Raw genomic sequence first — 22,562 nt, 5'->3', positions numbered from 1 at the left:
CATGGGCGGCACCGGCGTCATCGACCATTTTCTCGAGGTCTTCACCCGCTACATCGATAGCGGCTTCGGGTTACTCAAGCCCGAAGTGGCGTTCATCGCCACGACGCTGATCGTCATCGATGTGACGCTCGCGGCCCTGTTCTGGTCGATGGGCGGCGAGGACGACATCATCGCCCGCCTCATCAAGAAGACGCTGTTCGTTGGCGTCTTCGCCTACATCATCGGCAACTGGAACAATCTCGCCCGGATCATCTTCGAGAGCTTTGCGGGTCTTGGCCTTAAGGCGTCGGGCACCGGCTTCTCGGTCAGCGACCTGCTGCGCCCCGGCAAGGTGGCGCAGACGGGCCTCGATGCCGGTCGCCCGCTGCTCGATTCCATCTCCGACCTGATGGGCTGGGTCTCGTTCTTCGAGAACTTCATCCAGATCGCCTGCCTGCTGTTCGCCTGGGCGTTGATCCTGCTCGCCTTCTTCGTCCTCGCCGTCCAGCTCTTCGTCACCCTGATCGAGTTCAAGCTGACGACATTGGCCGGGTTCGTGCTGATCCCGTTCGGCCTGTTCGGCAAATCCGCTTTCATGGCCGAACGGGTGCTCGGCAACGTCATCTCATCCGGCATCAAGGTGCTGGTGCTCGCCGTCGTCATTGGCATCGGCTCGACCCTGTTCTCCGAGTTCACCGCCGGTTTCAACGGTGCGACACCCACCATCGACGACGCCATGGCGATCGTGCTCGCGGCCCTGTCGTTGCTCGGCCTCGGCATCTTCGGACCCGGCATTGCCAATGGCCTCGTCTCCGGCGGCCCGCAGCTTGGTGCAGGGGCTGCGGTTGGAGCCGGTCTTGCCGCAGGCGGCATGGTCGCTGCGGGGGCAGCGACGGTTGGCGCTGTCGCGTCCGGTGGTGCGGCGCTGGCCGGCGGTGCTGCCGCAGCCGCCCGTGGCCGGGCCGCGCTCGCTGGCGGAGCCTCGACCGCTTACAGCCTCGGTGCTGTCGGGCAGTCCGGCGCATCGGGCGTGGCATCCGGTCTTGGCAATGTCGCCAGCGCCGGCGCGCAGGCTGCCGCATCACCCTTGAAGCGTGCCGCATCCAGAGCCGCCGACGGCCTCAAGTCCAGCTACCAGTCCGGTGCGCGCGCCGCCTTCGAGGCGACAGGCGGCGCCATTGGTGTAGAGGCTGCCGGCGCTGACGCGGCCACTACTCCTGCCTCATCCTCATCCGCCGCCGATGGCCCACCTGCCTGGGCCAAACGCATGAAGCGCAGCCAGCAGATGACACACGGCGTCCAGGCCGCCGCCCACGCCGTCAAATCCGGCGACAGCCATGGCGGTGGGTCTTCCGTCAATCTTTCCGAAAGTGACTGACCATGAGCCTCTTCAACCGACCCTCCACCCATTACGGCAAGACACCGCAACCCGAGACGCCCTACCAGCGAGCCGCCCAAGTCTGGGACGAGCGGATCGGCTCGGCCCGCGTCCAGGCGAAGAACTGGCGGCTGATGGCCTTCGGCTCGCTCGCTTTGTCGGCGGGCCTCTCCGCCGCTTTGGCGTGGCAGTCGGCCAGCGGGTCGATCGTGCCCTGGGTTGTGCAGGTCGATAAGCTCGGCCAAGCACAGGCCGTCGCGCCTGCCGTCGCGGACTATCGCGCGACCGATCCGCAGATCGCGTTCCATCTCGCGCGCTTCATCGAACAGGTCCGTTCGATCCCGGCCGACGCGATCATCGTGCGGCAGAACTGGCTGCGCGCCTACGACTTCACCACGCAGGGCGGAGCATTGGCGCTGGGCGACTATGCTCGTGCCAACGACCCGTTCACCAAGGTCGGCAAGCAGCAGATCGCCGTCGAAGTCTCGTCGGTGATACGCGCATCGGCCGACAGCTTCCGCGTCGCCTGGGTCGAGCGGCGCTATCAGGACGGTTCGCTCGCCAGCACCGAACGCTGGAGCGCCATCCTCACCATCGTCGTGCAGGTCCCGCACGATGCGGAAAAGCTCCGGGCTAATCCGCTCGGCATCTACGTCAACGCCATCAACTGGTCTAGGGAGCTTGGACAATGATCCGGCCGTCTCATCCGACCGTCGGACATCCGGCGAACCATCTTCACGCCGTGCCGCCGATGCGCAAAGCCGGAAAGCCTGCTTTCCGTAAAGCCGCGTTCACGGTTTTGCTGCTTTCCGCAACGGCGCTTGCTGGCTGCGCCACGACACGAAAGCCACCCGAGATCGCCTATGACGATGCGGCGCCCGCGCTGCAGATAGTCGATCCGCCAGCACCTGTTACGGTCGTCGAACTGCCGAAGCCTTTGCCGCTGCCCGGCCAGCTGAAGCCGGTAGGACGTTCGCGCCAGTCGCCGGAGCTGACCGATCCCGCCGCGCGGGTCAATCAGGCCAATGCCGCTGCTCGCATCCAGCCCGTCCGCGACGGGTTCATCAACGCGATGCAAGTCTATCCCTATACCGGCGGCGCGCTCTATCAGGTCTATACCGCCGTCGGCCAGATCACCGACATAGCCCTCCAGCCGGGCGAAACGCTGGTAGGATCCGGTCCGGTCGCCGCCGGCGATACCGTGCGTTGGATCATCGGAGATACGCTCAGCGGTTCCGGCGCGACCCAGCAGGCTCATATCCTGGTGAAGCCGACCCGCGCCGAGCTGATGACCAATCTCATCATCAACACCAATCTGCGCACCTATCACATGGAACTGCGCTCGACCGAGAAGACCTATATGGCCTCGGTGTCCTGGCAATATCCGCAGGACCAGCTGATCGCGCTCCGCCGCCAGAATGCGGAAGCCCAGGCGGCGCAGCCTGTTGCCGGCGGCGTCGATCTGTCGAAGGTCAATTTCCGCTACGAGATCATCGGCGACCGTGCACCATGGCGACCGCTTCGCGCCTTCGATGATGGCCGGCAGGTGTTCATCGAGTTCCCGCGCGGCATCGGTCAGGGCGAGATGCCGCCGCTGTTCGTCGTCGGCCCCGAAGGCAAGACCGCCGAACTCGTCAATTACCGCGTGCGCGGCAACTACATGATCGTGGACCGGCTGTTCGCGGCCGCTGAACTTCGCTTCGGCGCGACGAAAGATCAGAAGCGCGTTCGGGTCACCCGTACGGACGGAAGGCCATCGTCATGAGCGTGGTCGATCCCCAGGGTGGGAAGCCCGAGGCCCCGAGTCCGCAGGAAGCAGACGATGATGCCCGGCCGCTCACCGGAGAGCCGGTCGCGCCGATGCGGCTGCGCCCCGAGCCGCCGCGCGTCACACGCCTCTCACGCAAGGTGCTCGCCGGCCTTGGTCTCGTCGCCAGCATCGGCGTCGGCGGTGCGCTGATCTATGCGCTCCAGACCCAGCATGGCGGAGGCCGGAATGAAGAACTCTATTCCATCGACAACAGGACGACGCCGGACGGCCTCAATGGCCTCCCCAAGGATTATACCGGCCCGGTTCTTGGCCCGCCGTTGCCCGGCGACCTCGGCCGCCCGATGCTCGAAGTGCAGAACCGCGGCCAGCCGGTGCCGACGCCGACGGTCGGGATTTCAGCCAATCCGGTTCAGCCGGGTGTGAGCGCCGAAGAACAGCGGCGGCTTCAGGAACTGGAGGCCGCGCGCACGGCACGCCTGTTCGCTTCGACCGAGACCCGCAATGCCGCGCCGCCGGCAGCGAGCACCGCCAACATCGCGCCGGCCCTCCCGGACCTGACCAGCCTCGGCCTTGCGCCGCAACCCGTCCCCCCGACTGCGCAGGACCGGCAACTCGCCTTCCTCAACCAGGCGCCCGACAATCGCACCGTCGCGCCCGATCGCGTCGCCGCTCCGGCATCGCCGAATGTGCTTCAGGCCGGCGCGGTCATTCCGGCAGCCCTCATCACCGGCATCCGCTCCGATCTACCCGGACAGATCACTGCCCAGGTGACGGAGAACGTCTATGACAGCCCGACCGGCCGCATCCTGCTCGTGCCGCAAGGGGCACGGCTAATCGGCCAGTACGACAACGGAGTCGGCTTCGGTCAGCGCCGCGTGCTGCTGGTGTGGAACCGTCTCATCCTGCCGAACGGCCGCTCGATCGCGCTGGAGCGCCAGCCCGGCGCCGACGCCGAAGGCTATGCCGGATTGGAGGATGGTGTCGATCATCACTGGTGGGATCTCGCCAGGGCCGCGGCCCTCTCGACACTGCTTAGCGTCGGCTCCCAAGCAGGCTCCGAGGGCGACGAGAGCGACATCGCCCGCGCCATTCGTCAGGGCGCATCCGACGGCGTCAGCCAGGTCGGCCGGCAACTCGTCGGCCGGCAACTCGACATTGCGCCGACCCTCACCATCCGGCCGGGCTTCCCCGTTCGTGTCGTCGTCACCCGCGATCTCGTCCTCGAACCCTATGGAGCGACACCATGACCAAGCTGAAGCTCGGCCCCATCGCCGACGACAAGCCGGTCAAGGTGACGGTGGAACTGCCCGCCAACCTGCAACGGGATCTTGTCGCCTATGCCGAAATCCTCGGCCGCGAGGCGGGTCAGCCTGTCGCCGATCCCATTCGTCTGATCGTGCCGATGTTGGAGCGGTTCATCGCCACGGATCGTGGATTTGCCAAGGCGAGGCGGGCAAAAGTTATGGCGGAGGTCCTCCCGCCACGCCAGCCGGGCGAGCCATCGACCTAGCAAGGCTGAGCAGTGTCCGAAACGCCGGGTTGTCGTTCCTAGGATTCCAAACTGCGGAGAACGGCACCCACTCGCCATGGACGGGCCGGTAGGCGACCCTTGGAACGATGATCGCACTCTCGGATTCGCTGACGAGCGTAATGCCTCGCCCTAGTGCGACGAGGTTCAGGATATTGGACCGCCCGACCCTTTGAATCTCGACATCGGCGTCGGCGTCGATCTCGTGCACCCGGCGGACGATGTAGTCCTTGATCTGCCTGCCCGGCCCGGTGTCACGTACGATGAAGTCTTGATCGGCGAGCTGGTCCCATATCAGCTCGGCTTCTCCCGCAAGATCATGATCCTCAGGCAGTGCAGCGAAGATGCGTTCAGACCAGAGAAGGGCCGCATCGCATTCGGGCCAGACCGAATTGCCGATCACGAAGGCCACGTCCAGATCGAGTTCGCGAATAGCCTTTGCGTGATCGGTTGCTTCACCTTCAACGAAATCGACGTGAACGCCCGCGTGTTCCTCATCATATCGGCGAAACAGGGCAGACAAGAAGCCGGATGCAAGGGTCGAGAACAGGCCAACTTTAATATGCCCATGTTCGGCACGGCCGATCGTAGCAACTTCATGAGCGCCTTCCCGAAGGTGTGCGAGCGCCTGGCGAACTCGGTGGAGAAATCGCTGACCCGCCAAGGTCAGGCTTATACCATCTGGTCGCCGCAGAAACAGAGATGCGCCAATCTGATCTTCGATGTCTCGAATACGGCGGCTGATCGCCGATTCTTGCACTTTCAGAGCTGCGGCCGCTTTGCGGAAGGAGCCGTGGTCTGCCGCCGCGATCAGGAACTTGAGATGCTTGATATCAAATTGCAGCAATTGGCTATCAACCGACCTTTTGACGATTACCGTACCCCAAAGTGGAATGATAGCGCGGTCAAAGGCGCAGCCTTATTGTTGCAACCACGCAGTGATTCTCTTTCGTCAGCAAATGAACAGGTTGTGATCCGATTTTCGGAATGACCAGTTTTGTAGGACCTTCGCTGTCGACCTAGTCGGCAATTGCAATCACAAACCTGTGGTTGATTGAAGATTGAAGTCGACGACAGGCAGCCCGCCGTCTGGGTGCCGCTCATCTCCTAGCTCAAAACCTTGCACGACATCGTCCAGGTCGCCATGCCGTTCGCGAACGATCACCTGTTCGAGTTCTGGGTCGATGGGAAGCGCTTCGCCATCCCTGACTGGAAGTGGGACAGCCTGCGCGAAAGACCTATTCCACCAAGACCACGACGCTCGGCGCCCTCTTCGACCACGGTGTCAGTCTTGGCCTCTCGAAGTGTGGTGATCTTCGAGGCCAGCGATGCTGTCCTGCCAGTCCTTGCGAGTTCATGTTTCCGTGACCAGCTCAGCCACCACGGCGGCATCGATCTCAAAGAAGATGGAGATATACGGCCTAGCCAGATTGGCCTCGGTGATCTGGCTGACCGTCGGCACGTCTGCGGTGATCAGCAGCGACTCGCCGGGATGGAGATCGAAGGTGCTGGCGCCCATGGCGACATGCTTGCGGCCCTGCAGCACCAGGGCCACCAGCGGCCGGTTGATCGCGTACTGAAGCGCGGTCGGCATCGTCTCCCGGACTACGGCAAGCCCAGGGACGGGGGTCGTGGCAACGCCATATGAGTCGGCATTGGCCTCAGCGTAGCGGTCGGCGGCGGCGAGCAGCGTCTGGGTCATCGCCTCACCCTATCCCGCGCAGCGAGGTCACTCAACGGGTGCGGACTATCAGGCAAGAAATGGCGAGCATCCGGCAACTTTGCCGGCCGCGGCTGCGCGATTGTTTCCTCAGCGAAAACACTGATCAAGGAGCAAGCGCATGACCACCATCTCGATCGTCACCGGGGGCAGCCGCGGACTGGGCCGCAACACCGCCATCAGCATCGCGCGCCATGGCGGCGATGTGATCCTCACCTATCGCAACGGCGCCACCAACGCCGCATCGACCGTCGCCGAGATCGAGTCGCTTGGCCGCAAGGCGGTGGCCCTGCAGCTCGATACCGGCATCGTCGCGAACTTCCCGGGCTTCGTCGACGCCGTTCGCTCCACGCTCAGCGACATCTGGGGTCGCGAGACCTTCGACCACTTCGTCAACAATGCCGGACACGGCGAAATGGCCGCCTTCACTGATACCACCGAGGCACAGTTCGACGCCCTGTTCGACGTCCATGTGAAGGGCGTCTTCTTCCTCACCCAGGCGCTGCTGCCGCTGATGGTCGATGGCGGACGCATCGTCAACTTCTCCAGCGGCCTCACCCGCGCCAGCTATCCCGGATTTTCCGCCTATTCCGCCGCGAAGGGAGCCGTGGAGATCCTGACACTCTACATGGCGAAGGAACTGGGGAGCCGCGGCATCATGGCCAACACCATCGCGCCCGGGGCGATCGAGACCGACTTCCTCGGTGGTGCCGTCCGCGACACGCCGGCCTACAACGAGGCTTTCGCGAGCATCATCGCGCTCGGCCGGGTGGGTCTGCCCGACGATGTTGGGCCCGCCGTCGCGAGCCTGCTCGGCCCCGAGAACCGCTGGGTGACCGCGCAGCGCATCGAGGTGTCGGGGGGCCAGAATATCTAGGCCGCGACGTCTGCTTCCGGCGCGGGACGACCAGATGCCGCGCCGGTTCGCTGCAGCCTGCCTGATGACTTGCGGTGGCCGGCTGGTATCGCACCGCAACAACGCAGCGTATTGCGCTGGTGGATAGCTTCGGCTTGCCTTCTTCATATGCGCATAGCTCAGATGGGCATGAGCATCGGTGAAGTAGAGGGCAAGATTTGTAACTGCAGCGCGTACTCTGCGCGTTGCTACTGTGTCCCTGACACCCCGGACTGGGGCGAGAGATAAGGCCCTCCTCGCAAAGGCGGCGCTCAGCTTGGCGACTCAAGCTCGACTTTTTCTAAAAGCAGAGTGTGCGGCGAGCAGCGGATTGCAAACACCCGGACCTCAGTGATCGGGCTCGCACCACAACGCGCGAGACGGGGGGAACAAACGGCGGCCGCACGAGTTCGGAACGTCAGGCGCGATGTGCGATGCAATACGGCGGGATCAGATTCGGACGGATGTCATGTCGTGCAAACGGTTGATCCTAATGGCGTTGATCGTAGGATTGAGCGTCAAGGCGGTCGCTGGCGCGAACGCGCACGACATGCCGGTTGTGACGGTCAGTACACTGGCTTTTGGGACGGTCGATTGGGAGTTGGACACAATCGCCCACCATGCGCTCGATAGTGCCCGCGGCATCGAGGTTTTGCCGCTGCGTGCGGCCAGCGGCGAGGCCGCCAAGCTGGCTCTCATCACCGGCGCCACCGACCTTATCGTTACGGACTGGCTTTGGGTGGCCCGCCAGAGGGCGGAGGGGAGAAAATTCGTCTTCCTGCCGTATTCCCGCGCGGTCGGCGCGCTGATGGTTCCTTCCACTTCCCCTTTGGCGACGATGAACGATCTGAAGGGCAGGCGCATAGGCATCGCAGGGGGACCTCTCGATAAGAGCTGGCTCCTACTCCGAGCGTATTGGCGCAAGCGCACTGGCTCCGATATTGAGGCGTTCTTTGATCCCGAATACGGGGCCGCGCCGCTGCTCAATGCCGAACTGGAACGTGGCCGCCTCGACGCTACGCTCACATTCTGGACATATGCGGCCCGCGTGCAGGCGGCGGGTGGACGGCCCCTGATTCAGGTCAGCGAGATCATGGCCGCGCTGGGGGTTGACCCCGACGTTCCCTTGCTCGGTTTCGTCGCGCGCGCGGACTGGGCGCGCGAGCATCGTCCTCAGCTGGACGCCTTCCTCCAGGCGTCACGCACCGCGAAACAGCTGATCATCGATCAAGATCAGGAGTGGCAGAGGATTTCACATCTAACCGGAACCTCCGATCCTGCCCTGCTGGCAGAACTCCGTCGGCAATATCAACTCGGCTTCGTTCGCCACTGGGGCGCAACCGAAAAAGCTGCTGCGAGCCGGATGTTCGACATTCTCCGGGAACTTGGCGGCGAGGGTCTGGTGGGGCGCAGCGATCATCTTGACCCGGCAATCTTCTGGACAGGCGCGTCCTATTGAAAGAGGCACTGCACGATGCCGTCATCCGCCCTTCGCCAAGGGCCGACATTCCTCTCGGTCGCGTGCCTGCTTGTGCTCTGGCAGATCGCGGCAGCATTCGGCCACAGCGCCCTGCTGCCGGGGCCGATCGACGTCGCGCGCACAATCGGCGTAGAGGCTCTTCACGGCCCACTGCTGGGTGATCTCGCGATCACGATGGCTAGGGTCGTTCTTGGCTTTGCAATTTCGATGGCGATTGGCACCGTCCTCGGGATCGTGCTCGGACGCTTTCCTCTTGCCGATCGTCTTGCTTATCCATGGGTTCTTATTCTTCTCAACGCGCCCGCGCTCGTTGTCATCGTGCTCTGCTATCTGTGGCTCGGCCTGACCGAGGCCGCGCTGCTGGTCGCCGTCGCCCTGAGCAAAGTGCCAGCGGTCGTGGTCAGTCTGCGGGAGGGCGCGCGGCAGTTCGATGCCGATCTCACGGAGATGGCGCGATCGTTCCGTTTCGGCCCATGGCGAACACTGCGCCACGTCCTGATGCCGCAGCTCGCGCCCTACTGCCTTGCTGCAGCTCGGAACGGACTTGCATTGATCTGGAAGATCGTGCTCGTCGCCGAATTGATCGGTCGTCCTGACGGCATCGGCTTCGAGCTGCAGACCTCCTTCCAGCTTTTCGATATCGAGCGCGTGCTGGCCTACGCGACGGCATTTGTCGGCTGCCTGCTGTTGATCGAAATGCTCGCTCTCGCGCCGGCGGATCGGCATATCCTCCGGTGGCGGCGGTGATGCGGATCCAGATAGTCAGCAAGGTCGTGAATAGGTCGGACGGGGTTGTTCGGTCTGTGCTTGAGCGTATCGATCTTCGCCTCGCCGCAGGGGAGACCTGTGCCATTGTCGGACCCTCCGGCATCGGCAAGTCGACATTGCTCGCCATCGCTGCGGGGCTTGACCGACGCTACGAGGGTGCGGTCACAGGCCGTCCAGCCCGCGTGAGCGTCGCCTTCCAGTCTGCCCGGCTGCTGCCGTGGAGAACGGCCGCCGCGAACATAGAAATCGCGTCCAGATGCAGCCGCCGGGACGCAGTCCGCTGGCTCGATCAGGTCGGCCTTGCCGATGCTGCCGATGTCTATCCCCAGCGGCTATCGGTAGGCATGGCACAGCGCGTCAACCTGGCACGCACGCTTGCGTCCGAGGGCGGGCTGCTGCTCCTCGACGAGCCGTTCTCGGCGCTCGATGCGGCGGCAGCGGCCGAGATGCGCGGCCTCGTCGCCACGGAGATCGCGAGGCGCGGATGTTTGACGCTCTTGGTGACGCATGACCAGCGCGACGTCGACGTCTTGTCTACTCGAACCATCAGGCTTGGCGGCGCGCCCGCCACCATTATGGCCGATGAACCAACGCGATCCGATGCCCTCAATAACCGGAGGATGAACGATGTCGCTTCGCTTGTTGGTGACCGTATGGGCATTGTCCATGTGGCTGGCGATGCCCGCGTCGGCAGCGCAGCCGGCGGCGATCGTGGTCGGCTATCTCGGCGAAAGTGATGATCCGCTGCTGCCGGTCGGGCCGCTCGACGAAGTTCCGGCGCGCGAGGGACTGGAAGGCGTCCGGCTCGGAATCGCTGATGACGCGACGACCGGGCGGTTCACGAACCAGCGCTTTGAGCTCGTGGAGAGGCTCGTGCCGAAAGACGGCGATGTCGTTGCCGCTGCCCAAGGGTTGGCAGGCCGAGGCATCGGTCTTGTCATCGCCAACCTGGACGCCGGGCCACTGCTGGCCGCGGCAGACGCCCTGTCGGCAACCGGCACACTCCTCATCAACAGCCGGGCGCCGGACGATGCGCTGAGGGGCGGAGAATGCCGTCCCGATCTGCTTCACACCATCGCCAGTCGCGCCATGCTCGCCGATGGCCTCGCGCAATATCTCGTCTGGAAGAAGTGGACCCGGTGGCTTCTTGTCGTTGGCCGCTCTCCGGGCGACAGACTCTACGCCGATGCAGTCCGTCGGGCGGCATCCCGTTTCGGCGCGGAGATCGTTGACGAAAAGACATGGGCGTTTCAACCCGGGAACGCTCGCACGGACACCGGACATGTCGCGCTGCAAACGGAAATTCCAACATTCACGCGGGCTGCTGACTACGACGTTCTCGTGGTCGCCGACGAGCGGGATGAGTTTGGAGCCTATCTCGAGGGCCGGACGGATCGTCCCCGGCCGGTCGCTGGCACCCACGGCTTGATCGCGACGGCGTGGAGTCCGGTCGCGGAGCAATGGGGCGCTACCCAGCTTCAGAACCGGTTCCATCGTCAGGCGGGCCGCTGGATGACATCGCGAGATTATGCCGGGTGGGTTGCGGCCCGGGCGATCGGAGAGGCGGCGGTGCGCACGGAGAGCGCCGATGCGGCCAAAATCTCGGGCTATCTGCGCGGGCCGGACTTTCTCCTCGCTGCCTTCAAGGGGCAGGGGCTCAGCTTCAGACTCTGGGACGGCCAGCTCCGCGAACCGATCCTGATCGTCGGATCGAGGCTTCTCGTTTCCATTTCACCCCAAGCTGCCTTCCTGCACCGGGTTAGTGAACTCGATTCCCTCGGCGTCGATGAGGAGGAGACAACATGCAAACGCTGAGATGTGGGCTCTTCTTGATCCTCGTCCTGGTGGCGAGGGCGGGCCGGGCGGATACGATCTATGTCAGTAACGAACAGGACAATACCGTCTCTGTCGTTGACGGAGCGAGCCTCGCCGTCACGAAGACCATTCCTGTCGGGCGGCGGCCCCGTGGCCTCGAGATCAGCCGCGACGGGCACTCTCTCCTTGTCGCGGTAGGGGATGATGACCGCATCGACGTGGTCGATCTCACGAGTGGCTCCGTGGCGGGTTCGCTGCCGTCAGGAGCCGACCCTGAAGTCTTTGCCACCCATCCGGACGGCAGGCGGCTCTTCGTCGCCAATGAGAATGACAATCTTGTTTCGGTGGTCGATATCGGGAGCCGGAGGGTTACGGCCGAGGTGCCGGTTGGCGTCGAGCCTGAAGGGATTGCGGTCAGCACGGACGGCAAGACTGTGCTCTGCACGTCCGAGACCACCAGCATGGTGCACATCATCGATGCGGAGACGCTGGAACTCACCGACAATCTCCTGGTCGACACACGGCCCCGCTGGGCCGCCGTTTCCCCTGACGGGCGGCAGATCTGGGTTTCGTCGGAGATCCGCGGCACGGTGACGGTATTCGACCGCTCCAGCGGTCTGGAGACCGGCAAGATCGAGTTCAGCGTCCCCGGCGTCGAGCAGGAACTGGTGCAGGCCGTAGGCTTCGTGCTCACGCGTGACGGCTCGCGGGCCTATGTCGCGCTCGGTCCCTCGAACAGGGTCGCGGAGGTCGATGTCAGGACTTTGACCGTGCGAAAGCTGTTCCTCGTTGGACAGCGGGTCTGGCATGTCGCGCTGTCGCCCGACGAAAGCCGGCTGTACACCGCCAATGGCAATTCGAGCGACATGACGGTGATCGACCTTCGGAACGAGGAGGTGCTGAAATCTGTCGGCGTGGGGCGCGGTCCCTGGGGCGTCGTGGTTGCGCCATGACCATGGCTCTCGAAATCCGAAACCTCACGCATGCCTTCGGCGGCGTGACCGTGCTCAGAGATGTCAGCTTCGCGCTGCCCGCAGGGGGGTTCGCCGTGCTGCTCGGGCCGAACGGTGCCGGCAAGACGACGTTGTTCAGTCTTGTTTCGGGCCTCTATTCGGCTTCGTGCGGTGAGATTCATGTTTTCGAGCACGATCTGCGGCGGGCACCGACGCTGGCGATGGCCAGGATGGGCATCCTGTTCCAGCAGCCCACGCTCGATCTTGATCTGACCGTGTCGGAAAACCTCCGCTATCACGCGGCGCTGCACGGACTGTCGCCTTCCGAAGGGCGGTTGCGGGCGGAGCGCGTGCTGCGGCGGCTCGACATTCTTCCGCACGCCCATCGCGTCGTTCGGCACCTCTCGGGCGGGGAGCGGCGCCGCGTCGAAATCGCCCGCGCTCTCCTGCACGATCCGCAACTCCTGCTGTTCGACGAGCCAACAGCCGGTCTCGATACCGCCTCCCGCAAAGCCCTGCTCGCGCATGCCAGAGACCTGTGTGCTCAGAGCGGCATCGCGGTGCTTTGGGCGACGCATCTGCTGGACGAAGTCGCGGATGACGATCACGCCATGCTTCTCGAGAAGGGCGTCGTGATCCGTAATGGTCGCACAGGCGACATTGGCTCCGTCCATGCCGAGGCAGGGCCATGACGACGCCGTTTCATTGTGCGCGCGCCTTCATGGGCATCTTGAGACGGGAGGGGCTGCGCATGCTCCGCCAGCGCGGACGCCTGGTCTCGGCGTTGATCCGCCCGTTGGTCTGGCTCGCCATTTTCGCGGCGGGCTTCCGTGCAGTACTCGGTCTCTCGCCGACGCCGCCCTATCGCAGCTACATCCTTTACGAGACCTATATCGCGCCGGGCCTCGCGGGCATGATGCTCCTCTTTCACGGCATGCAAAGTTCGCTGTCGATGGTCTACGACCGCGAGATGGGCAGCATGCGGCTGCTACTTACCAGTCCATTGCCACGCTGGTTCGTTCTTCTGGCAAGGCTCCTGGCGAGCGTCGTTGTCGTTCTGCCGGTGGTCTACGTCTTCCTCTTCCTCGCGCGCCTCTGGGATGTGCGGCCGCCGGCGCTCGGCTATGTCGCCGCGCTGCCGGCCCTCATCCTTGCCGGGACGATGCTCGGCGCCTTGGGCTTGTTGATCTCGTCGCTGATCCGCCAGCTCGAGAATTTCGCTGGCGTGATGAACTTCGTGATCTTTCCGCTCTTTTTTGCATCGACTGCCCTTTATCCGCTCTGGAAGCTCGACGACGCCAATGCCTGGCTCGGATGGATCGCTGCCACCAACCCGTTCAGCCATGCCGTCGAACTGATCCGCTTCGCGCTTTATTGCCAAGTGAACTGGCCATCTCTGGCCGTTGTGAGCGGTGCGTTGATCGTCTTTCAAGGCCTTGCGACCTGGGGCTATAACCCCGGCCGCGGTTTCTGGAAGCGACGCGATTTCTAGGTCCGGTCGTCTCTGATCTGGAACGGAATCCCCGCCGAGGCGTTCGATGTCTGATGGTACCATGCGGGAGTTGGCGTCGATGAAGCATCGAAGCCTGGTTGGGCTTTGCACCATCGCTTTTGTTGCAATGACGAGCTTGTGCCTCGGCCAGTCGATCGTGCCGCCACCGTCGGCTTCCCCACAGGAGGACGGCCAGTGGGTGATGCCGGCGAAGAACTATGCGAGCACCCGGTACAGCGGCCTCGACGAGATCAACACCGCCAACGTTGCCAATCTCCGAGTCGATTTCACATTCTCGACCGGTGTCGTCCGTGGTCACGAATCCGCGCCGATCGTTGTCGGGAGCACGATGTATGTGCTCGCGCCCTATCCGCTCATTCTGTATGCGCTGGACCTCACCAGGCCCGGCGCGCCGCTCAAGTGGAAATATGAACCCAAGCCGGAGGCTGCCGCGCAGGGGGTTGCCTGTTGCGATGTGGTCAATCGCGGCCCGACCTATGGCGATGGCCGGATCTATTACACGACGCTCGATTCCCACACGGTGGCGGTCGATGCGGCGACCGGCCGGGAAATCTGGAATGTGAAGCTCGGCGACATCAATATCGGCGAGACGATGACGATGGCGCCGCTGTTCGCACGCGGCAAGGTATTTGTCGGCAATTCAGGTGGCGAATACGGTGTGCGCGGCTGGATCGTGGCCCTCGATGCGGCAACGGGGAAGAGCGTCTGGAAAGCATTCAGCACCGGCCCGGACGCGGATGTCCTGATCGGGCCGGACTTCAAGCCCTTCTATGACATGGACAGGGGGAAGGACCTCGGCGTGACCACCTGGCCGCCAGATGCCTGGCAGCAAGGCGGCGGCAATGTCTGGGGGTGGCTCTCCTATGACCCCGATCTCAACCTGATCTATTACGGCACAGGAAATCCCGGTCCCTGGAACCCCGACGCGCGTCCCGGCGACAACAAATGGACGGCGGGCATCTTCGCGCGCGATCCCGATACAGGCGCCGCGCGGTGGTTCTACCAGTGGAGCCCGCACGACCTCTATGATCATGACGGCATTAACGAGCAAATCCTCCTCGACATGCCGTGGCAGGGCAAGCCGCGCAAGGTGCTCGTTCGGCCGGAGCGCAACGGCTACCTGTACGTGCTTGATCGGACGACGGGAGAAGTGCTCTCCGCCAAAGCCTTCGCCTATCTCAATGCCTCGCGCGGCGTCGATATGAAGACAGGCCGGCTGATCGAGAATCCGGACAAGGCGCCCGTCATGAACAAGGTCGTGCGGGACATTTGCCCGACGGCCCCCGGCGCTAAGGACTGGAATCCGTCGGCCTTCTCGGTTCGAACCGGATACATCTACATACCGCACAACAATCTGTGCATGGATTACGAAGGGGTCGAGCCGAACTATATTGCGGGAACGCCCTATATCGGCGCCAATGTCACCATGCATGCCGGCCCCGGCGGCAATATGGGCGAATATACCGCCTGGGACATCGCCGCGCAGAAGCCGGCATGGTCCCTGAAGGAACCATTTCCGGTCTGGAGCAGCACGCTCGCGACCGCAGGCGATGTCGTCTTCTACGGCACGATGGAGGGCTGGTTCAAAGCGCTGGACGCGCGAACGGGAAGGCTGCTTTGGCAGTTCAGGACCGGTTCTGGCATCATCGGCCAGCCCACGACCTATCGCGGTCCCGATGGCCATCAGTATGTCGCTATCCTCTCGGGCGTCGGCGGATGGGCGGGGGCGATCGTATCGGGACAGCTTGACCGACGCGACGCCACGGCGGCGAAGGGATTCGTCAACGCGACCCGCAATCTGCCCGATTATACGACCGCGGGAGGGACGCTCTATGTGTTCCGCCTCCCTTAGGAGGATAGCCGTCATCCTCGCCTTCATGGCCGGTGCCCATGGTGCCGCTGACGGCCGCGAATTGCGCTTCTGCGGAGATCCGAACGACCTGCCTTTCTCGAATGAGAAGCAGCAGGGTTTCGAGAACCGGATCGCCCGGATCGTTGCCGACGAGCTCAAGGCGAGCGTCACCTATCGCTGGTGGGCGCAGCGCCGCGGTTTTCTCCGCAACACGCTGAATGCCGGCACCTGCGATCTTGTGATGGGCATTGCCTCGAACCTGGAAATGCTGCGCACGACACGGCCCTATTACCGCTCGGGCTATGTTTTCGTCACCCGGGCTGCCGATCATCTCGATATCGCCTCGCTTGATGACCCCCGGTTGCGATGGTTGAAGGTGGGCGTCCAACTGGTCGGCGACGACGGAGCCAATACGCCGCCTGCCCATGCGCTGGCCAGGCGGGGGATCGTCGGTAATCTGCGCGGCTATCCGATCTACGGGAATTTTGCTGATCCAGAGCCGGGCCGGCGCATCGTCGATGCAGTCGCGAACGGTGAAGTCAACGTCGCCCTCGTCTGGGGCCCGACGGCGGGCTATTTCGCACGGTCGAGCGCGGTGCCTCTCGCTCTCGCCAAGGTCGCGCCCGAAATCGACGGGCCGATGCTGCCGATGGTGTTCGACATTTCGATGGGCGTCCGCAAGGACGATGCGACCTTGCGGCGCGAGGTGGACGACGCCTTGCGGCGCCGACGCTCCGACATTGACGCCGTGCTCGCCGCCTACGGCGTGCCGCGCTTCGAGCGTCTGTCGGGGACTACGCCGACTCTTGCGGCGAGAGGGGCAGTTAGCAGCGAGGCTGGACAATGATGAGGAGCGCAGCGTCGACAGTCCTGCTCGCGGCGCTGCTGCTGACATCCGGATGCGAGCGCGAGAAACGTGAATTCAAATCCGAGCGCGCAGAGAGCGGCGATCGCGACGAGGTTGCCCTGTCGAGCCTTTCCCCCGGGGCCACACCGCCTCAGGTTGCCACGTCCGGCCGGGCCGCCACCTTCGAGGGCAATGCGTATCACGTCGCTCAGGGCAAGCGACTGTTCACTTGGTTCAACTGCAATGGATGTCACGCCATGGGCGGTGGCGACTCCGGTCCTCCCTTGATGGACGACAAGTGGATCTATGGCGGCACCATCGAGAACATCGTCGCGACCATCAGGGAGGGGAGGCCGAACGGCATGCCTTCTTTCCGCGGCAAGATCCCGGACGACCAGATCTGGGAGATCGCCGCCTTTGTCCGCTCCATGGGCGGAAACCTGTCGAAGAACGTGGCGCCGCAGCGCAACGATGACCTGAACCCTTTCCCTGCTGAAAACCGGCGTCCGCCCAGCCCGCCGACCACGGGAGGCCAGCCCTTGCCGGCATCGAGAGGCACGCAATGAGCGGCCGAGCAGGGAACGTCCGTTTTGTTCTGGTGGTAAGTGCGCCGCTCGGGCTCACCGCCTGCAACGTCTGGCAATCCGCTCTGGATGCGCACGGTCAGAGTGCGGAGGCTGTGCTTCGGCAGTTCTACGGCTTCACGGCCCTTTCGGCCGGCATCTGGCTTCTGGTCATTTTCGCCATGATCGGCGCCTTGCGTCGGCGCCGCAGCCTCGCCGAACGGTTGGCAGCACCTCTTGAGCGCCGATCCCGACCCGAGGCGTTCGCGACCATTGCCGTATCGACGGCGATCGGATTGACGGCTGCGATCCTGATCGGGCTTACCACCTGGAGCTTCATGACCGGACGAACGCTGGCCAGCCTGCGAGGACGGGAGACGCTGACATTGCTTGTGACGGGCGACCAGTGGTGGTGGCAGGTCCGCTACGAAGACAGTCAGGCCAATCGGACCTTCACCACGGCGAATGAAATTCACATCCCGGTCGGGCAGCCGGTAAAGGTAAAGCTCGAGTCCAATGATGTGATTCACAGCTTTTGGGTTCCGAGCCTCGCGGGCAAGGAAGACCTCATTCCCGGTCACCAGAACGAGATCTATTTGAAGGCCGAGCGACCCGGCGTCTATCGTGGCCAATGCGCCGAGTTCTGCGGCTACCAGCACGCGCATATGTCCTTTCTCGTCGTGGCGGACGAAATCCCGGATTTCGAAGCATGGCGGAGCCGCCAAGTCGCGACCGCGGCGTCTCCGACCGGGGAGGAGGCGGCAGCGGGACAGCGCGTCTTTCTTTCGCGGGGATGCTCCATCTGCCACACGGTGCGGGGCACGCCGGCTGGCGGAAAGGTCGGTCCGGACCTGACGCATGTCGCCAGTCGCAAGACGGTTGCCGCGGGCACCCTGCCGCTCAGCCGTGGAAGCCTCGCCGCCTGGATCGCTGATCCGCAGGCCATCAAGCCGGGCACCAACATGCCGCGCGTCGCTCTCGATCCGGACGAACTCAACGCCGTCGTTGCCTATGTGGCGGGGCTGCAATGACATCGCATCCTGCCGACATGACGAAGGACCTCCGCGACACCGATCTCGACGATCCGACGCTCGATGGCATTCTGGCAAGGACGTGGGAAACGCCGCGCGGCTTCTATGGCTGGCTCGCCACCGTCGACCACAAGATGGTCGGCCGCCGCTACATCGTTACGGCGTTTGTGTTCCTCGCCCTCGCCGGCCTGGCAGCGCTGGCGATGCGGCTGCAGCTATCGGTGCCCGAAAACAGCCTGATGGGCCCCGACCTCTACAACCAGTTGTTCAGCATGCACGGAACGACGATGATGTTCCTTTTCGCCGTGCCAGTGATGGAAGCCGTCGCGGTCTATCTCGTGCCGTTGATGGTCGGGACCCGCAACATCGCATTTCCCCGGCTGAACGCCTTCAGCTACTGGGTCTATCTGTTCGGCGGCGCGATGATCTGGATCGCGTTTGCTTTCAACACGGGCGCCGAGAACGGCTGGTTCTCCTATGTCCCGCTCGCCGGCCCCGAGTTTTCCTTCGGCAAGCGGTCGGATTTCTGGGCGCAGATGGTCACGTTCACCGAGGTGTCGGCCCTCGCCGTCGCCGTCTCGCTGATCGCCACCATCTTCAAGCAGCGTGCTCCGGGCATGTCGCTGGACCGGATCCCGCTCTTTGTCTGGGCGATGCTGGTCACCTCTTTCGCGATCATGTTCGCGATGCCGGCTGTGATGATCTCCAGCACGATGCTGATCCTGGACCGGCTGGTCGGGACGCAGTTCTTCAATCCGGCCGAGGGCGGAGACCCCCTCCTGTGGCAGCACCTGTTCTGGTTCTTCGGCCACCCGGAGGTCTACATCATCTTCATTCCGGCGACAGGGATGGTCTCGGCGATCGTACCCACCTTTTGCCAGCGCCCGATCTTCGGCTATCAAGCGCTGGTGTTGGCGCTGATCGCAATCGGCTTCCTGTCGTTTGGGCTCTGGGTTCACCACATGTTCGCGACCGGGCTGCCGCAACTCGGCGAGAGCTTCTTCACCGCCTCCAGCATGCTGATCGCCATCCCCAGCGGCATCCAAATCTTCTGCTGGATCGCGACGCTCTGGCTTGGGCGGCCGATCCTGAAGACGCCGCTGCTGTTCGTGCTTGGCTTTATCTTCACCTTCGTCATCGGCGGCCTGACCGGCGTCATGGTCGCGTCGGTGCCGCTCGATCTCCAGGTGCACGACACCTATTTCGTCGTCGCCCATTTTCACTATGTGCTGATCGGCGGGGCCGTCTTTCCGCTCCTCAGCGCCATCTATTACTGGTTCCCCAAGATCAGCGGACGGATGTTGGACGAGCGTCTGGGGCGGTGGAACTTTTGGCTCGCCGTCATTGGCTTCAACGCCGCGTTCTTTCCGATGCATCTCCTTGGTCTCGAGGGGATGCCACGTCGTGTCTATACTTACCCCGCCGCCAGCGGGTGGGGCGAGGTCAACCTCTTCATCAGCTTGATGTCGGTTGTGTTTGCGGCAAGTTTCGCGGTGCTGGGCTGGAATGTCGTCCGGAGCCTCAGGCATGGGATCGTCGCTGGCCCCAACCCTTGGAACGCTGGCACGCTCGAATGGGCAGCACCGTCGCCGCCGCCGCCCTATAATTTCCTGCGCATTCCCTACGCCTCGCACAGGGAACCGCTGTGGAACGATCGCGATAGCCTCCCGGTGGTCTCGGGTTTGCGGGTCGATGCGCGCGAATTGCTTTCGGGCAGCCTCGCGGAGGCGACACCGGAACTCCGCGAGTCCTCGGTCGACAATTCGATATGGCCGCTGCTGGCCGCAATCGCCACCACCGCCGCCTTCGTCGGCTCCATCTTCACGCCCTCGGCCGTTGTCTGGGGCGGTCTGCTGGCCGCGATTCCGCTGATCGCCTGGTTCTGGCCCAAGGGCAACCCGGAGGACGAGGAATGACCCGACATTCGGTCGCCGACGTGTCCGGTCTGCCCACATCCGGCTTCGGCGCCACGAGCCCGATGTGGTGGGGAACCATGGCGTTCATGGCAATCGAGGGCATGGGTTTCGCGCTAGGTGTCGCCAGCTATTTGTATCTGGCTTTCCTTGCTCCCGAATGGCCGATGGCGCCGCCGCCCGATCTGATCCCGGGCAGCCTGGTGACCGCTTTGCTCGTTGTCAGCGTCCTCCCGAACCATCTGCTTGATCGTTGGACGAAAGCGAAGGATCTGAAAAGGGTGCGGTTCGGGCTCCTCTTGATGTCGATCCTCGGAGCGTTGCCTCTCGTCGTGCGCTGGTTCGAGCTCGGCGCCCTCAACGTCAACTGGGATACGAATGCGTACGGCTCGATCGTCTGGCTGCTGCTCGGCCTCCACACGACGCATCTCCTTACGGACCTGGTCGATACGCTGGTACTCGCCGCCCTGATGTTCACGCGGCACGGGCGGAGCGGCAAGCGCTTCAGCGATGTCAGCGACAATGCCTTCTACTGGGATTTCGTCGTCGGGACCTGGGTCGTCCTTTATCTGGTCATCTATTGGTTTCCGAGGATCTGAAATGGCGGTGGTCATCAGCCTCCGAAAGGGATTGCCATCGGCCGGTCTCATCGCCGGTCCGTCGGCGTGGGCGATCAGCTTTCAGGCCAGCTATGTGATCGTTCCCTGGCAATGCGCCAACATGATCAGGATCGTCCCCTGGCTCTCGGCGCTGGGCATTCTCGTGGCCCTCGCCGGCTGCCTGCTGTCCTATCGCGCCTGGGCCGCGGCCAGCCACGGCTGGGATACGCCGGCGGCCGGGCGTCGATGCGCCTTCGTGGCGGCGCTCGGCATCGCCACCGCCGCCCTTTTCGCGCTGGTCCTGGCGATGCAGGGCATGGCGAGCTTCATGTTCGAGGGGTGTGAGCGATGACGAGCCGCGCGCTTGACAACCTGGGTCTGCTTACGCCGCAGGCTTCGGCGGCTGATCGGGCTGCACTCTTGGACGCGGTTCAGTTCGGCGCGCGCTGCTTTGGCGGAGGAACCGTGGGCGGGTGGACACTCGCCTGGACGATCACCCTGCCGCTCGCCGGGGCGGCAGTGCTGTACGGGATCGGTGTCACCCGTCTGTGGAGCCGGGCCGGAGTCGGCCGCGCTGTCATGCGGTTGCAACTGTGCGCCTTCATCGCCGGCTGGCTGGTGCTGGCGCTGGCGCTCCTGTCCCCCATCCATGAGGCCAGCCGGGGCATCTTCGCTGCGCATATGATCGAGCATGAACTCGTCATGGTCGTTGCCGCGCCGCTACTGGTATTGGCGCGACCGCTCCCCCTGTTCCTGTGGGGCTTGCCCAAATCGTACCGCAAGCCGATCGGCGGCTTGCTGCACGGCATGGGACGCGGCCTGGGCCGAAGCGGCTTGACGGATCCGCTGCCCGCCACCCTGCTGCATGGGCTCGCGATCTGGCTTTGGCATGTGCCTTTCCTTTTTCGCGCCGCCCTCGTAACGGAATGGCTGCACTGGCTGCAGCATTTCACCTTTCTATCGACAGGGCTGATCTTCTGGTGGGCTCTCCTTGGCCGCGCTTCGCGGCGCAGCGGATCATCGATCGTTCATCTGTTCGCAACCTCGCTTCATACCGGCCTCCTCGGCGTCCTGTTGTTTCTGACGCCGCAGCTTTGGTTCGGAGAGCAATCCCGGGAAGCTGCTTCCTGGGGCCTGACAGCGCTCGAGGACCAGCAACTGGCTGGTCTGATCATGTGGGTGCCTGCGGGCGTGATCTATGCGGGTGCCGCGCTCGCCCTCGCGGCGCTTTGGATCGTCGAAAGCGGCAAAAGTGCTCTGTATCACGCCGATGCCCTGCCTACCCGCTAGACGTCACGCAGTCCTGCTCGCCGGGTTTGTGGCGATTGCCGTCGGCTGCCTGATGAGCCGTTCTTGGGCTCGCGTCATATCCGTCGAATCCGGCCGTGAGACTTCCATGCCGTCGGCCGCCGACCGCGGCGATAGGTGGGTTGCCCCCGCATTGGCCGTCGCTATCGCGCTTGCATGTGCGGCGACGTTCTATGTCGCCAGTCAAAAGCATGCTCGGCTCGTTTGGGCGAACGGACTGGCCGGGGGCGATGCACGCCGCGCGCCCGAAGTGATGATCCGCTATGGCTGTGCCGGTTGCCACTCGATTGCGGGAGTGCCCGGAGCCGCGGGTACGGTCGGGCCGCCGCTCCAGGGCCTCGCCGACCGTGCCTTCATCGGCGGAGCGATTGTGAACAACCCGTCCAACCTTGCAGAGTGGGTTCGGCGATCCCGCGACATGGTGCCGGATACGGCCATGCCGAATACCGGGGCGACTGACCAGGAGGCTCGGGACATGGCTGCCTACCTGTACGCGCTCGCCGACTGAAGGGCGGTCGGAAGTGCCGCCTTGTAAATCCCGGGAAGCCGGCAATGAGTGGCGCCAATCTGGCCTGCGAGCTTAGTTGAGAATTCGGCACCGATGTCTTCCCCGCGGCGCCGCTGAAGGTTCAGTGCGGGGTTCAGCAGG

Annotated in this window: 24 protein-coding genes; 22 read left to right on the top strand and 2 right to left on the bottom strand. The window is 63.9% G+C overall.

Features of this window, described 5'->3' with window-relative positions; genetic code table 11:
* The first annotated feature begins 1 nt into the window (after position 1).
* The 5 genes from trbL to LB518_RS11910 are packed head-to-tail and all read left to right on the top strand — an operon-like array spanning position 2 to position 4,638.
* Positions 2–1,357: a P-type conjugative transfer protein TrbL gene (gene trbL / locus LB518_RS11930; RefSeq protein WP_224577730.1), complete on the top strand. Its 1,356-nt coding sequence runs from the start codon at positions 2–4 to the stop codon at positions 1,355–1,357.
* A gap of 2 nt (positions 1,358–1,359) precedes the next feature.
* A complete protein-coding gene (gene trbF, locus LB518_RS11925) occupies positions 1,360–2,049 on the top strand; it encodes a conjugal transfer protein TrbF (RefSeq protein WP_224577729.1) in 690 nt (229 codons plus the stop codon).
* Complete coding sequence (gene trbG, locus LB518_RS11920; RefSeq protein ID WP_224577728.1) at positions 2,046–3,122, top strand: P-type conjugative transfer protein TrbG; 1,077 nt, start codon at positions 2,046–2,048, stop codon at positions 3,120–3,122. The genes trbF and trbG overlap by 4 nt, the downstream gene beginning before the upstream one ends.
* Positions 3,119–4,375, top strand: a complete 1,257-nt coding sequence (locus LB518_RS11915) for a TraB/TrbI/VirB10 family type IV secretion system protein (protein WP_224577727.1) — start codon at positions 3,119–3,121, stop codon at positions 4,373–4,375. The genes trbG and LB518_RS11915 overlap by 4 nt, the downstream gene beginning before the upstream one ends.
* Positions 4,372–4,638: a DUF2274 domain-containing protein gene (locus LB518_RS11910; RefSeq protein ID WP_224577726.1), complete on the top strand. Its 267-nt coding sequence runs from the start codon at positions 4,372–4,374 to the stop codon at positions 4,636–4,638. Before LB518_RS11915 ends, LB518_RS11910 begins: the two co-directional genes overlap by 4 nt.
* On the opposite strand, the gene LB518_RS11905 is transcribed toward LB518_RS11910, so the two are convergent.
* Together LB518_RS11905 and LB518_RS11900 are read right to left on the bottom strand one after the other, a co-directional pair.
* A complete protein-coding gene (locus LB518_RS11905) occupies positions 4,589–5,503 on the bottom strand; it encodes a LysR family transcriptional regulator (protein WP_224577725.1) in 915 nt (304 codons plus the stop codon). The two genes, LB518_RS11910 and LB518_RS11905, sit on opposite strands and share 50 nt — an antisense overlap.
* 507 nt (positions 5,504–6,010) lie before the next feature.
* Positions 6,011–6,358, bottom strand: coding sequence for an AraC family transcriptional regulator (locus tag LB518_RS11900; RefSeq protein WP_224577724.1), 348 nt, complete (start codon positions 6,356–6,358; stop codon positions 6,011–6,013).
* A gap of 139 nt (positions 6,359–6,497) precedes the next feature.
* Here LB518_RS11900 and LB518_RS11895 point away from each other — a divergent pair, with 139 nt between their 5' ends.
* From LB518_RS11895 to LB518_RS11815, 17 genes are all read left to right on the top strand, one after another.
* Entirely contained in the window at positions 6,498–7,253 is a 756-nt protein-coding gene (locus LB518_RS11895; RefSeq protein ID WP_224577723.1) for an SDR family NAD(P)-dependent oxidoreductase, read from the top strand.
* Positions 7,254–7,764: 511 nt separating this feature from the next.
* Positions 7,765–8,730, top strand: coding sequence for an ABC transporter substrate-binding protein (locus tag LB518_RS11890; protein ID WP_224577722.1), 966 nt, complete (start codon positions 7,765–7,767; stop codon positions 8,728–8,730).
* A 15-nt stretch (positions 8,731–8,745) separates the two neighbouring features.
* Positions 8,746–9,498: an ABC transporter permease gene (locus LB518_RS11885; protein ID WP_224577721.1), complete on the top strand. Its 753-nt coding sequence runs from the start codon at positions 8,746–8,748 to the stop codon at positions 9,496–9,498.
* A 56-nt stretch (positions 9,499–9,554) separates the two neighbouring features.
* The gene (locus LB518_RS11880) at positions 9,555–10,256 is read left to right on the top strand and encodes an ATP-binding cassette domain-containing protein (RefSeq protein WP_224577720.1); all 702 of its coding nucleotides are present in this window, start codon (positions 9,555–9,557) and stop codon (positions 10,254–10,256) included.
* On the top strand, positions 10,147–11,334 hold the full coding sequence (locus tag LB518_RS11875) for a lanthanide ABC transporter ABC transporter substrate-binding protein PedA1 (RefSeq protein WP_224577719.1): 1,188 nt from the start codon (positions 10,147–10,149) through the stop codon (positions 11,332–11,334). The genes LB518_RS11880 and LB518_RS11875 overlap by 110 nt, the downstream gene beginning before the upstream one ends.
* On the top strand, positions 11,322–12,287 hold the full coding sequence (locus LB518_RS11870) for a PQQ-dependent catabolism-associated beta-propeller protein (protein WP_224577718.1): 966 nt from the start codon (positions 11,322–11,324) through the stop codon (positions 12,285–12,287). Before LB518_RS11875 ends, LB518_RS11870 begins: the two co-directional genes overlap by 13 nt.
* Positions 12,284–12,979, top strand: a complete 696-nt coding sequence (locus LB518_RS11865; protein ID WP_224577717.1) for an ATP-binding cassette domain-containing protein — start codon at positions 12,284–12,286, stop codon at positions 12,977–12,979. Before LB518_RS11870 ends, LB518_RS11865 begins: the two co-directional genes overlap by 4 nt.
* Positions 12,976–13,779: a lanthanide ABC transporter permease protein PedC gene (locus tag LB518_RS11860; protein ID WP_224577716.1), complete on the top strand. Its 804-nt coding sequence runs from the start codon at positions 12,976–12,978 to the stop codon at positions 13,777–13,779. Before LB518_RS11865 ends, LB518_RS11860 begins: the two co-directional genes overlap by 4 nt.
* A 127-nt stretch (positions 13,780–13,906) precedes the next feature.
* Positions 13,907–15,652, top strand: coding sequence for a methanol/ethanol family PQQ-dependent dehydrogenase (locus LB518_RS11855; RefSeq protein WP_224577869.1), 1,746 nt, complete (start codon positions 13,907–13,909; stop codon positions 15,650–15,652).
* Positions 15,633–16,499 carry a substrate-binding domain-containing protein gene (locus tag LB518_RS11850; RefSeq protein ID WP_502845824.1) on the top strand — a complete coding sequence of 289 codons (867 nt, stop codon included), beginning with the start codon at positions 15,633–15,635 and terminating at the stop codon, positions 16,497–16,499. The genes LB518_RS11855 and LB518_RS11850 overlap by 20 nt, the downstream gene beginning before the upstream one ends.
* Complete coding sequence (locus LB518_RS11845) at positions 16,499–17,065, top strand: c-type cytochrome (protein ID WP_224577867.1); 567 nt, start codon at positions 16,499–16,501, stop codon at positions 17,063–17,065. Before LB518_RS11850 ends, LB518_RS11845 begins: the two co-directional genes overlap by 1 nt.
* Entirely contained in the window at positions 17,062–18,093 is a 1,032-nt protein-coding gene (coxB, locus tag LB518_RS11840) for a cytochrome c oxidase subunit II (protein ID WP_224577715.1), read from the top strand. Before LB518_RS11845 ends, coxB begins: the two co-directional genes overlap by 4 nt.
* Positions 18,090–20,009: a cytochrome c oxidase subunit I gene (gene ctaD, locus LB518_RS11835; RefSeq protein WP_224577714.1), complete on the top strand. Its 1,920-nt coding sequence runs from the start codon at positions 18,090–18,092 to the stop codon at positions 20,007–20,009. The genes coxB and ctaD overlap by 4 nt, the downstream gene beginning before the upstream one ends.
* Positions 20,006–20,605 (top strand): cytochrome c oxidase subunit 3, encoded by a 600-nt coding sequence (locus LB518_RS11830; protein ID WP_224577713.1) that lies wholly within the window; start codon positions 20,006–20,008, stop codon positions 20,603–20,605. The genes ctaD and LB518_RS11830 overlap by 4 nt, the downstream gene beginning before the upstream one ends.
* A 1-nt stretch (position 20,606) precedes the next feature.
* Positions 20,607–20,957, top strand: coding sequence for a hypothetical protein (locus tag LB518_RS11825; protein ID WP_224577712.1), 351 nt, complete (start codon positions 20,607–20,609; stop codon positions 20,955–20,957).
* Positions 20,954–21,895: a cytochrome c oxidase assembly protein gene (locus LB518_RS11820; protein ID WP_224577711.1), complete on the top strand. Its 942-nt coding sequence runs from the start codon at positions 20,954–20,956 to the stop codon at positions 21,893–21,895. The genes LB518_RS11825 and LB518_RS11820 overlap by 4 nt, the downstream gene beginning before the upstream one ends.
* Before the next feature lie 106 nt (positions 21,896–22,001).
* Positions 22,002–22,421, top strand: a complete 420-nt coding sequence (locus LB518_RS11815; RefSeq protein WP_224577710.1) for a c-type cytochrome — start codon at positions 22,002–22,004, stop codon at positions 22,419–22,421.
* Positions 22,422–22,562: the final 141 nt, after the last annotated feature.

Source organism: Mesorhizobium sp. BR1-1-16, from assembly GCF_020165495.1.
In the GTDB taxonomy this organism is placed as follows: domain Bacteria; phylum Pseudomonadota; class Alphaproteobacteria; order Rhizobiales; family Kaistiaceae; genus Kaistia.
Note: the sequence above shows the minus strand (reverse complement) of the source record. Positions and strands in the feature narration are given on the sequence as shown.

What these genes read in the sequence shown, in the direction of transcription:
- trbL (WP_224577730.1), top strand. Translation starts at nt 2, where the DNA reads ATGGGCGGCACCGGCGTCATCGACCATTTTCTCGAGGTCTTCACCCGC.
- trbF (WP_224577729.1), top strand. Translation starts at nt 1,360, where the DNA reads ATGAGCCTCTTCAACCGACCCTCCACCCATTACGGCAAGACACCGCAA.
- trbG (WP_224577728.1), top strand. Translation starts at nt 2,046, where the DNA reads ATGATCCGGCCGTCTCATCCGACCGTCGGACATCCGGCGAACCATCTT.
- LB518_RS11915 (WP_224577727.1), top strand. Translation starts at nt 3,119, where the DNA reads ATGAGCGTGGTCGATCCCCAGGGTGGGAAGCCCGAGGCCCCGAGTCCG.
- LB518_RS11910 (WP_224577726.1), top strand. Translation starts at nt 4,372, where the DNA reads ATGACCAAGCTGAAGCTCGGCCCCATCGCCGACGACAAGCCGGTCAAG.
- LB518_RS11900 (WP_224577724.1), bottom strand. Translation starts at nt 6,358, where the DNA reads ATGACCCAGACGCTGCTCGCCGCCGCCGACCGCTACGCTGAGGCCAAT.
- LB518_RS11895 (WP_224577723.1), top strand. Translation starts at nt 6,498, where the DNA reads ATGACCACCATCTCGATCGTCACCGGGGGCAGCCGCGGACTGGGCCGC.
- LB518_RS11890 (WP_224577722.1), top strand. Translation starts at nt 7,765, where the DNA reads ATGGCGTTGATCGTAGGATTGAGCGTCAAGGCGGTCGCTGGCGCGAAC.
- LB518_RS11885 (WP_224577721.1), top strand. Translation starts at nt 8,746, where the DNA reads ATGCCGTCATCCGCCCTTCGCCAAGGGCCGACATTCCTCTCGGTCGCG.
- LB518_RS11875 (WP_224577719.1), top strand. Translation starts at nt 10,147, where the DNA reads ATGTCGCTTCGCTTGTTGGTGACCGTATGGGCATTGTCCATGTGGCTG.
- LB518_RS11870 (WP_224577718.1), top strand. Translation starts at nt 11,322, where the DNA reads ATGCAAACGCTGAGATGTGGGCTCTTCTTGATCCTCGTCCTGGTGGCG.
- LB518_RS11865 (WP_224577717.1), top strand. Translation starts at nt 12,284, where the DNA reads ATGACCATGGCTCTCGAAATCCGAAACCTCACGCATGCCTTCGGCGGC.
- LB518_RS11860 (WP_224577716.1), top strand. Translation starts at nt 12,976, where the DNA reads ATGACGACGCCGTTTCATTGTGCGCGCGCCTTCATGGGCATCTTGAGA.
- LB518_RS11855 (WP_224577869.1), top strand. Translation starts at nt 13,907, where the DNA reads ATGACGAGCTTGTGCCTCGGCCAGTCGATCGTGCCGCCACCGTCGGCT.
- LB518_RS11850 (WP_502845824.1), top strand. Translation starts at nt 15,633, where the DNA reads ATGTGTTCCGCCTCCCTTAGGAGGATAGCCGTCATCCTCGCCTTCATG.
- LB518_RS11845 (WP_224577867.1), top strand. Translation starts at nt 16,499, where the DNA reads ATGAGGAGCGCAGCGTCGACAGTCCTGCTCGCGGCGCTGCTGCTGACA.
- coxB (WP_224577715.1), top strand. Translation starts at nt 17,062, where the DNA reads ATGAGCGGCCGAGCAGGGAACGTCCGTTTTGTTCTGGTGGTAAGTGCG.
- ctaD (WP_224577714.1), top strand. Translation starts at nt 18,090, where the DNA reads ATGACATCGCATCCTGCCGACATGACGAAGGACCTCCGCGACACCGAT.
- LB518_RS11830 (WP_224577713.1), top strand. Translation starts at nt 20,006, where the DNA reads ATGACCCGACATTCGGTCGCCGACGTGTCCGGTCTGCCCACATCCGGC.
- LB518_RS11825 (WP_224577712.1), top strand. Translation starts at nt 20,607, where the DNA reads ATGGCGGTGGTCATCAGCCTCCGAAAGGGATTGCCATCGGCCGGTCTC.
- LB518_RS11820 (WP_224577711.1), top strand. Translation starts at nt 20,954, where the DNA reads ATGACGAGCCGCGCGCTTGACAACCTGGGTCTGCTTACGCCGCAGGCT.
- LB518_RS11815 (WP_224577710.1), top strand. Translation starts at nt 22,002, where the DNA reads ATGCCGTCGGCCGCCGACCGCGGCGATAGGTGGGTTGCCCCCGCATTG.